Raw genomic sequence first — 6344 nt, 5'->3', positions numbered from 1 at the left:
CACGGTCAAGTCATCGGCGAAGTGCCGGTCGCCAGTGGCGTCGGGCACGTACTTCACGGTGACAACGATCCTCAAGCTCACGCCGGCTCTCCTACCTCAGTGCGGTCCGTGATGCGAGCCTATGGCACTCAGTACCCTCTGTAAAGGTACGTAGTGCCAAAAGGTGCTCTCCGGTGCTAGGTTTCCCGGCATGACTGAGGTGCGCGGACCAGCCAAGAAGGCCCCCATGCGAGAGGTGCTCGCCGAGGCGGCCTTCGAGCTCTTTCTCGAGCGGGGCTTCGAGCGGACCACGGTCGACGACATCGTTGCTCGGGCGGGTGTCGGACGCCGGTCGTTCTTCCGGTACTTCCCGTCGAAGGAGGACGTGGTCTTCCCCGACCACGAGCGCTGCCTTGCCGACATGTCGGCGTTCCTCGAAGAGCATGACGACGGCGACGACCCCGTGGGCGCGGTGTGCGACGCGGCCCGTCTCGTGCTGCGCATGTACGCCGCGAACCCCGAGTTCTCCGTGCAGCGCTACCGCCTCACGCGCGAGGTGCCCGGCCTGCGTACGTATGAACTCTCCGTGGTGCGCCGCTACGAGCGCAAGCTCGCCGGATATCTGGAACGGCGCTGCGCGGAGACCCCCGACGGCGCGCTGCGCGCCGAGGTGATCGCGGCCTCCGTGGTCGCCGCGCACAACAACGGCCTGCGCTCCTGGCTGCGTTCGGGGGGCGACGGTGACGCCGAGGCCTCGGTGGACCACGCGCTGGGACTCGTACGGGAGATGTGGGGGAACGCGCAGGCCGGGCGGTCCGCCGGTGCCGCGTCCGAGGACGAGGTGATCGTGATGGTGGCCCCGAAGGGCGCCCCGATGTGGCGGGTCGTGCAGCGCATCGAGTCGGCCTTCGGGGAGGGGCGAGCGGGTGCCGAAGGGGCGTGAGCCCGTTCTTGGCCGCCCTTTCGACACTCAGTACCTTTACGTTGCGGCACTCAGTGCCATATGGTGCGCGTGTCGCCGTGACGATGCGGCGTATCCGGGCCGACCGCAGGGGGTCGAAACGTGTCCATAGCAGGAACCGAGTTGCACCAGACCGGACTTGACGAGAATCCCGATCAGCGCGAGTCAACCGGCCTGATCTATCAGCGCTGCCGCTGGTGCCAGACCGCCTCCTTCCGGAAGCTGCTGTGCCCGGTGTGCGCGTCGAGCGACCTGGAGCCGGAGCGGAGTGAGGGCTACGGCGTCGTCGTGCGCTCCAATGTCGTGAACCGCTACACGGGCGTGGCACGCAACGAGTCCCTGGTCCGCTTCCCCGAAGGCTTTGTGTTCCGCTGCCGCGTCGTGGGCGCCGCCCCGAACCTGGTCTGGGTCGGGGCCCGGGTCCGCCCGGTGACGGGCACGGACCCCGAGGCGGGCGAAGTCGTCTTCGAACTGTGCGACGCGAGCGGGCGCGCGGACTGGTTCTGAGGGTCCGTCGTGCGCCGTTAGAGTTTCACCGATTCTCTGACGCATGTCCGCACCCTCTCCGGGCAGCCCCACCCGCCCACTGGAGCCCCCATGAGTACGTCCGCCGCCACCGCTCCGGTGTTCGTCGGCCCGGAGCAGACCGCCGCCGCCGGGCAGGGACAGATCACCGTCGCGTGGTCGCTGGGCGGACACGCGCGGGACCTGGACGCCAATGTCATCCGGCTCGCGCCCGGCGCGGGCATCGGCGAGCACACGGAGGCCACGCTGGGCGTCCTCGTTGTCGTGCTGCACGGCGAGGGTGAACTCCGTACCCCGGACGGGTCATGGCCGCTGACGCCCGGCGCCCTGGTGTGGCTTCCGGCCGGCACGACCCGCTCCGTGCAGGCGGCGGACGCGGGCCTCGTCTACACCACCGCCCACCGACGGCGCCCACCTCTCGGCATCAGCCCGGCCCACGGCTCCGACGCCGGGGAGCCCGCCTGCCTCCTGGACCGCGTCTGCCCCGAGTGCGGCCGCCTCGCCGCGGAGCGAGACGCCCGTTACTGCGCACGCTGCGGGACGGCCCTGGGCGAGTAGCGGCTCAGCAGTCCCCGTCGGCGCTCGTCACCGCGAACTTGTAGCTCGGCACGGTCACCGTCCCCGCGCGTCGGACGCCGTGTTGGCATCGGCGGGTACGGCGTCCACGCCGGTCTGCGGGGAGTCGCCGCCGCTCTGCTCGACGACCTCGTCCTCGATCATGCGCGCGTACTCGTCGTCGAAGCCGCTGTCGTCGCCGTAGATGTCACCGAAGCGGGATGTGCCGTCGAGCTCCGTCGTGGCCTGGCCGACGGCGCTGGTCAGCTCGTCGTCGCTCCACTCCACGTCGTCGGATGCGGTCATGAGCTGAAACGCCATGAAGACCGAGACGCCCGCCGTGCCGAAGAGGACGACGCGGCCGACGGCGAAGGCGGCATCGGGCAGTTCGGACGCCGACGGATTGAGGGCCCGGCGCCAGCCACGGACGCGGTCCGCCCTGAGTGAGGCCATGGCGGCGAGCGCGGCGGCCGGCACGAAGCTGAACACGACCATCCCTGTCACACCTGACCCCCGCTCTCCGGCGCCTCACAGTACTCAACCGCCACACGGGCAACGTCCGGACGGTCCCGCTCACGCCCCGAGGCCCTCAGCTCCCCGCCTCGCGCCACGCCGAATCCCGCAGCAGGCGCAGCCCGTTGAGCCCCACGATCACCGTGGACCCCTCGTGGCCGAGTACGCCAAGCGGCAGTGGCAGGGTGCCGATGAGGTCCCAGGCGACCAGGACCGTGATGAACGCGCCGGCGATCACCAGGTTCTGTACGACGAGACCCCGGGCGCGGCGGGAGAGTGCGATCACCTTGGGCACGGTGGTGAGTTCGTCGCGCACGATGACGGCGTCGGCGGTCTCCAGGGCGAGGTCGGAGCCGGCCCGGCCCATGGCGATGCCGGTGTGGGCGGCGGCGAGGGCGGGCGCGTCGTTGACACCGTCGCCGATGACCAGGACCTTGCGTCCGACGCCCGCCGCCGCACGCACCGCCGCGACCTTGTCCTGGGGGAGCAGCCCGGCGCGTACGTCATCGATGCCGACCTCTGTCGCGAGGCGGGCCGCGGCCTGGGAGTTGTCGCCGGTGAGCAGCATCGGCGGTGTGCCCGTGAGCGTCTCCAGGGAGGCGACGGTCGCTGCGGCGTCCGGGCGGAGCCGGTCGGCGATGCCGATGACGCCCACGGGGGTCCCGTCGCGCAGCACGAGGACCGCGGTCTGGCCCTCGTCGCCCAACTGCCGCGCCCAGGCGCCTGCCTTGTCGTGTGTGCCGTACGCGTCGTCTGTGACACCAGTGACACCAGTGACACCAGTGACGGCATCGGCATCGGCATGGGCATCGGCGCCGAGCAGCCGTCCCGGAGCGCCGACCTCGACGGCCGACCCCTCGACCGTGGCGCTCACGCCGATGCCGGGCGCCGACGCGAAGTCCGTCACCGCCGGGATGTCCAGGCCGCGCGTGCGGGCGGCGTCGACGACGGCGCGGGCCAGCGGATGTTCGCTGCGATGCTCGGCGGCCGCCGCGAGCGCGAGCAGGGCGTCGTCGGTCAGGCCGCTGCCGGGCAGCGGGCGCAGGGCGGTCACCCGGGGAGTGCCCTCGGTCAGCGTGCCCGTCTTGTCGATGGCGACCGCGTCGACCTCGCCCAGGCGCTCCATCACGACGGCCGACTTGACCAGGACGCCGTGCCGCCCCGCGTTGGCGATCGCCGAGAGCAGCGGCGGCATGGTCGCGAGCACCACCGCGCACGGCGAGGCCACGATCATGAACGTCATGGCCCGCAGCAGCGCCCCCGCCAGGTCGTCGCCGAACGACAGGGGCACCGCGAACACGGCGAGCGTGGCGAGCACCATGCCGAGGGAGTAGCGCTGCTCGACCTTCTCGATGAACAGCTGTGTCGGCGCCTTCGTCTCCGACGCCTCCTCGACCATCGCCACGATCCGCGCGATCACCGAGTCCGACGCGTCGCGCCCCACCCGCACCCGCAGCGCACCGGCCCCGTTCAGCGTCCCCGCGAACACCTCGTCACCGGCCTCCTTGGCGACCGGCAGCGGCTCCCCGGTGATCGTCGCCTGGTCGACGTCGCTGACGCCCTCAAGGACCTCGCCGTCCGCGCCGACCCGCTCACCGGGACGTACGAGCACGACGTCGCCGACCTTCAACTCGGCGCTGCCCACGGTCTCTTCACCGCCCCCGTCGGTCAGCCGCGTCGCCGTGGCGGGCGCGAGGTCGAGCAGGCCGCGGACCGAGTCGGCGGTGCGGGCGGTGGCCAGGGCCTCCAGGGCGCCCGACGTGGCGAAGATGACGATCAGGAGCGCGCCGTCCATCACCTGCCCGATCGAGGCGGCGCCGACCGCCGCGACGATCATCAGCAGATCCACGTCCAGGGTCTTCTCCCGCAGCGCCCGCAGCCCGGCGAGCGCCGGCTCCCAGCCGCCGGTGACGTACGCGACCAGGTAGAGCGGGCCCCAGAGCCACGCGGCGGCCCCCGTCAGCTGGAGCGGCAGCGCGATCAGGAACGCGACCGTGGCCGCCGCGGCCCAGCGGGCCTCGGCGAGCGCGCGGATCCGGGGGCGCCGGCGCGGAGCCGGCGCCGCACCGGCGGAGGGCGCCTGGTCGGGGCGTGGCATCAGGGTGGTGGGCATGACGAAGTGACCCTTCGCGGGCTGGGGAACGGCGACCCCGTCACCGTACAGGAATGAATGAACAGCTTTTCATGTGTCATCGATAGGATGACGCCATGGGCCACGGAGTCGACGACAAGAGCACCGCCACCACACGAGATCGCCTGGACGCCGTGGGGGCCGCCGACGTCGCCGCCACCCTCCAGGCCCTGGCGACGCCCTCCCGGCTGCGCATCCTCGCCCGACTGCAGGAAGGCCCCTGCGCGGCAGGCGATCTGGCCGATGCGGTCGGCATGGAACAGTCCGCCTGCTCGCACCAGTTGCGCCTGCTGCGCAACCTCGGCCTGATCACCGGGGAACGGCAGGGCCGCTCGGTCATCTACGCCCTCTACGACCACCACGTCGCCGAACTCCTCGACCAGGCGCTCTTCCACGTCGAGCACCTGCGCCTGGGCCTGCGGGACACCCCGCGGGGCGGCTAGCCTGAGGGTGATCTTTTACTGGTGACTACGTACTGGTGACTACTTGGATCGGCGCAGGTGAGGACGTACGGCGTGTGGCCCGTGGTGGCGGTCGTGGCCCTCGGCGGTGCCATCGGCGCGTCGGCCCGCTACGGCGCGTCCCTGATCTGGCCGACCGCCCCTGACGCGTTCCCCTGGACCACGCTCCTCGTGAACGTCGTCGGCTGCGCCGTCATGGGCGTCTTCATGGTGCTGCTCACCGAACTGTGGACCCCCCACCGTCTGCTGCGGCCCTTCTTCGGCACCGGCGTCCTCGGCGGCTTCACCACCTTCTCGACGTACGCCGCCGACATCGAGCGCCTGGTGGACGGCGGCCACGTCCGCACGGGTCTGGCCTATCTCGGAATGACACTGCTTGCGGCCGTCGGAGCAGTATGGAGCGCGGCGTGGGCGACCCGCCGCCTGGTGGCGTGGAGGCGACCATGACGAAGTGGAGGCGACCATGACCAGACTGACGGGCCGGGCACTGCGGGTCACGGTCTTCATCGGCGAGACCGACCTCTGGCACCACAAGCCGGTCTACTCGGAGATCGTCCACCGCGCCCGCAAGGCGGGCCTCGCGGGCGCCAGCGTCTTCCGCGGCATCGAGGGATTCGGCGCCTCCTCGCTCATCCACACCCAGCGCCTCCTCTCGCTGAGCGAGGACCTGCCGGTCGCGGTGGTGATCGTCGACGACGAGGACAAGCTCCGGGCCTTCCTGCCCCAGCTCGACGAACTGGTCACCGAAGGGCTCGTGATCCTCGACGACTGCGAGGTCATCCGGTACGTCGGCCGGGGCGAGGCCGACCGGTGAACTGGCTCTGCGTGGTGGCCGGGGCGATGATCGGCGCCCCGCTGCGGTTCCTCACCGACCGTGCCGTGCAAGCCAGACACGACACGGTCTTCCCGTGGGGGACGTTCGCGGTGAACGTCCTGGGCAGCCTGGTCCTCGGCGTGCTCACCGGGGCCGCCGTCGCGGGCGCCGCCGCCTCGCGGCTGCAGCTGTTCCTCGGCACCGGCCTGTGCGGCGCCCTGACGACGTACTCGACCTTCTCGTACGAGACGCTGCGGCTTGCCGAAGGCGGAGCGCGCTTCTACGCCGCGGTCAACGTCCTTGCCAGTGTCGTCGCGGGGCTCGGCGCGGTCTTCGCGGGCGTGACATTCGCCGAGGCGGTGTGGGCGTGACGGGCGGCTGGGGGCCGCGCGGGGGTAGGGCGCG

At 71.6% G+C, this 6344-nt stretch carries 9 protein-coding genes and 1 pseudogene; 7 read left to right on the top strand and 3 right to left on the bottom strand.

Going from position 1 to position 6344, the window contains the following annotated elements; genetic code table 11:
* A pseudogene (locus tag ACFWY6_RS40520) lies at window positions 1-81 on the bottom strand (electron transfer flavoprotein subunit beta); the annotation flags it as partial.
* Between the two features lie 109 nt (window positions 82-190).
* Here ACFWY6_RS40520 and ACFWY6_RS40515 point away from each other — a divergent pair.
* The 3 genes from ACFWY6_RS40515 to ACFWY6_RS40505 all read left to right on the top strand — a co-directional run bounded on the left by ACFWY6_RS40515 (window position 191) and on the right by ACFWY6_RS40505 (window position 2023).
* The gene (locus tag ACFWY6_RS40515; protein WP_384701406.1) at window positions 191-922 is read left to right on the top strand and encodes a TetR family transcriptional regulator; all 732 of its coding nucleotides are present in this window, start codon (window positions 191-193) and stop codon (window positions 920-922) included.
* Between the two features lie 141 nt (window positions 923-1063).
* Entirely contained in the window at window positions 1064-1447 is a 384-nt protein-coding gene (locus ACFWY6_RS40510; RefSeq protein WP_360779181.1) for a zinc ribbon domain-containing protein, read from the top strand.
* A 90-nt stretch (window positions 1448-1537) separates the two neighbouring features.
* A complete protein-coding gene (locus tag ACFWY6_RS40505; protein WP_384701403.1) occupies window positions 1538-2023 on the top strand; it encodes a hypothetical protein in 486 nt (161 codons plus the stop codon).
* 54 nt (window positions 2024-2077) lie between these two features.
* Here the strand turns inward: ACFWY6_RS40505 and ACFWY6_RS40500 are convergent, their stop codons facing one another.
* Together ACFWY6_RS40500 and ACFWY6_RS40495 are read right to left on the bottom strand one after the other, a co-directional pair.
* Entirely contained in the window at window positions 2078-2515 is a 438-nt protein-coding gene (locus tag ACFWY6_RS40500; RefSeq protein ID WP_384701401.1) for a hypothetical protein, read from the bottom strand.
* 94 nt (window positions 2516-2609) lie between these two features.
* Complete coding sequence (locus ACFWY6_RS40495; protein ID WP_384701399.1) at window positions 2610-4646, bottom strand: heavy metal translocating P-type ATPase; 2037 nt, start codon at window positions 4644-4646, stop codon at window positions 2610-2612.
* Window positions 4647-4741: 95 nt separating this feature from the next.
* On the opposite strand from ACFWY6_RS40495, the gene ACFWY6_RS40490 reads away from it, so the two are divergent.
* Genes ACFWY6_RS40490 through crcB (ACFWY6_RS40475) form a run of 4 tightly spaced genes read left to right on the top strand, consistent with a single transcriptional unit; the run spans window position 4742 to window position 6310 of the window.
* Window positions 4742-5107: an ArsR/SmtB family transcription factor gene (locus ACFWY6_RS40490; RefSeq protein WP_384701396.1), complete on the top strand. Its 366-nt coding sequence runs from the start codon at window positions 4742-4744 to the stop codon at window positions 5105-5107.
* A gap of 57 nt (window positions 5108-5164) precedes the next feature.
* Window positions 5165-5572 carry a fluoride efflux transporter CrcB gene (crcB, locus tag ACFWY6_RS40485; RefSeq protein ID WP_384701393.1) on the top strand — a complete coding sequence of 136 codons (408 nt, stop codon included), beginning with the start codon at window positions 5165-5167 and terminating at the stop codon, window positions 5570-5572.
* Between the two features lie 16 nt (window positions 5573-5588).
* Window positions 5589-5939: a DUF190 domain-containing protein gene (locus ACFWY6_RS40480; RefSeq protein ID WP_384701391.1), complete on the top strand. Its 351-nt coding sequence runs from the start codon at window positions 5589-5591 to the stop codon at window positions 5937-5939.
* Window positions 5936-6310, top strand: a complete 375-nt coding sequence (gene crcB / locus ACFWY6_RS40475; RefSeq protein WP_384701388.1) for a fluoride efflux transporter CrcB — start codon at window positions 5936-5938, stop codon at window positions 6308-6310. Before ACFWY6_RS40480 ends, crcB (ACFWY6_RS40475) begins: the two co-directional genes overlap by 4 nt.
* Window positions 6311-6344 lie beyond the last annotated feature (34 nt).

The sequence above is a fragment of the Streptomyces sp. NPDC059037 genome (genome assembly GCF_042740015.1).
In the GTDB taxonomy this organism is placed as follows: domain Bacteria; phylum Actinomycetota; class Actinomycetes; order Streptomycetales; family Streptomycetaceae; genus Streptomyces.
Note: the sequence above shows the minus strand (reverse complement) of the source record. Positions and strands in the feature narration are given on the sequence as shown.

What these genes read in the sequence shown, in the direction of transcription:
- ACFWY6_RS40490 (WP_384701396.1), top strand. Translation starts at nt 4,742, where the DNA reads ATGGGCCACGGAGTCGACGACAAGAGCACCGCCACCACACGAGATCGC.
- ACFWY6_RS40500 (WP_384701401.1), bottom strand. Translation starts at nt 2,515, where the DNA reads ATGGTCGTGTTCAGCTTCGTGCCGGCCGCCGCGCTCGCCGCCATGGCC.
- ACFWY6_RS40495 (WP_384701399.1), bottom strand. Translation starts at nt 4,646, where the DNA reads ATGCCCACCACCCTGATGCCACGCCCCGACCAGGCGCCCTCCGCCGGT.
- ACFWY6_RS40480 (WP_384701391.1), top strand. Translation starts at nt 5,589, where the DNA reads ATGACCAGACTGACGGGCCGGGCACTGCGGGTCACGGTCTTCATCGGC.
- ACFWY6_RS40505 (WP_384701403.1), top strand. Translation starts at nt 1,538, where the DNA reads ATGAGTACGTCCGCCGCCACCGCTCCGGTGTTCGTCGGCCCGGAGCAG.
- ACFWY6_RS40515 (WP_384701406.1), top strand. Translation starts at nt 191, where the DNA reads ATGACTGAGGTGCGCGGACCAGCCAAGAAGGCCCCCATGCGAGAGGTG.